Source organism: Leptolyngbya sp. AN02str, from assembly GCF_050565595.1.
Lineage (GTDB): Bacteria > Cyanobacteriota > Cyanobacteriia > Elainellales > Elainellaceae > Kaiparowitsia.
This window is the reverse complement of sequence record NZ_JBNXVR010000094.1, coordinates 1-805: the sequence shown is the minus strand read 5'-3', so window position 1 is coordinate 805 and position 805 is coordinate 1. Positions and strand designations below refer to the sequence as shown.

Sequence of the window (805 nt, the reverse complement as noted above, 5' to 3'; positions counted from 1 at the left end):
GGTGAAGTCGTAACAAGGTAGCCGTACCGGAAGGTGTGGCTGGATCACCTCCTTTCAGGGAGACCACCCGACTTTAGAGCTGAAAGCACAGAGCGAATAGGTTCAAAGTTGGTCATCCTAAGGTCGACCAAGGCCAAGGTTATAGGAGTAAGACTTGAATGAAGGTTCAAGTTTGAGACTGTAATCGAGGTAGATTAGGGAACTGTTTCTCAAACTAAGCTGGTTCGGATATGGGCTATTAGCTCAGGTGGTTAGAGCGCACCCCTGATAAGGGTGAGGTCCCTGGTTCGAGTCCAGGATGGCCCACCTTGAAGGAATCGCGACTTCGGGATGTTTAAGTAGCTGAGAGGCGAAAGAGTTGACGAAGGAGAGGTTTTTAGCGATAGGGGGGTTTAGCTCAGTTGGTAGAGCGCCTGCTTTGCACGCAGGAAGTCAGCGGTTCGAATCCGCTAACCTCCACTGGGTATATCCCGGTGACGATATGGATTGTAATTCAGCACCTTATCCAAGTGAACTCTGGTATGAGTGAACAGGAAAGAATGCTGGATGGTTAGTCCAGCAAGTGAACCTTGAAAACTGCATAGTAACTGTCAGGTAGTCATACATAGACTGCACTTATACAGAAGTGAATCGTGAGATGAAGCTTTTGGGAAGTGAGAGTTTATGAGATGAAGATGAACACCAATGAACACTGAAGAAGTGGTCAAGCTACAAAGGGCTGATGGTGGATACCTAGGCACACAGAGGCGAAGAAGGACGCGGTTACCGGCGATACGCCACGGGGAGTTGGAAGCAGACATTGATC

2 tRNA genes and 2 rRNA genes are annotated in these 805 nt (G+C 48.7%); all 4 read left to right on the top strand.

Annotated elements, in window-relative coordinates:
• Positions 1-55: ribosomal RNA gene (locus ACQ4M4_RS28730) — 16S ribosomal RNA — on the top strand; the annotation flags it as partial.
• Positions 56-232: 177 nt separating this feature from the next.
• Positions 233-306, top strand: a tRNA-Ile gene (locus ACQ4M4_RS28725).
• A gap of 80 nt (positions 307-386) precedes the next feature.
• Positions 387-459: transfer RNA gene (locus ACQ4M4_RS28720), tRNA-Ala, on the top strand.
• Positions 460-701: 242 nt separating this feature from the next.
• Positions 702-805 (top strand): 23S ribosomal RNA (locus tag ACQ4M4_RS28715); the annotation flags it as partial.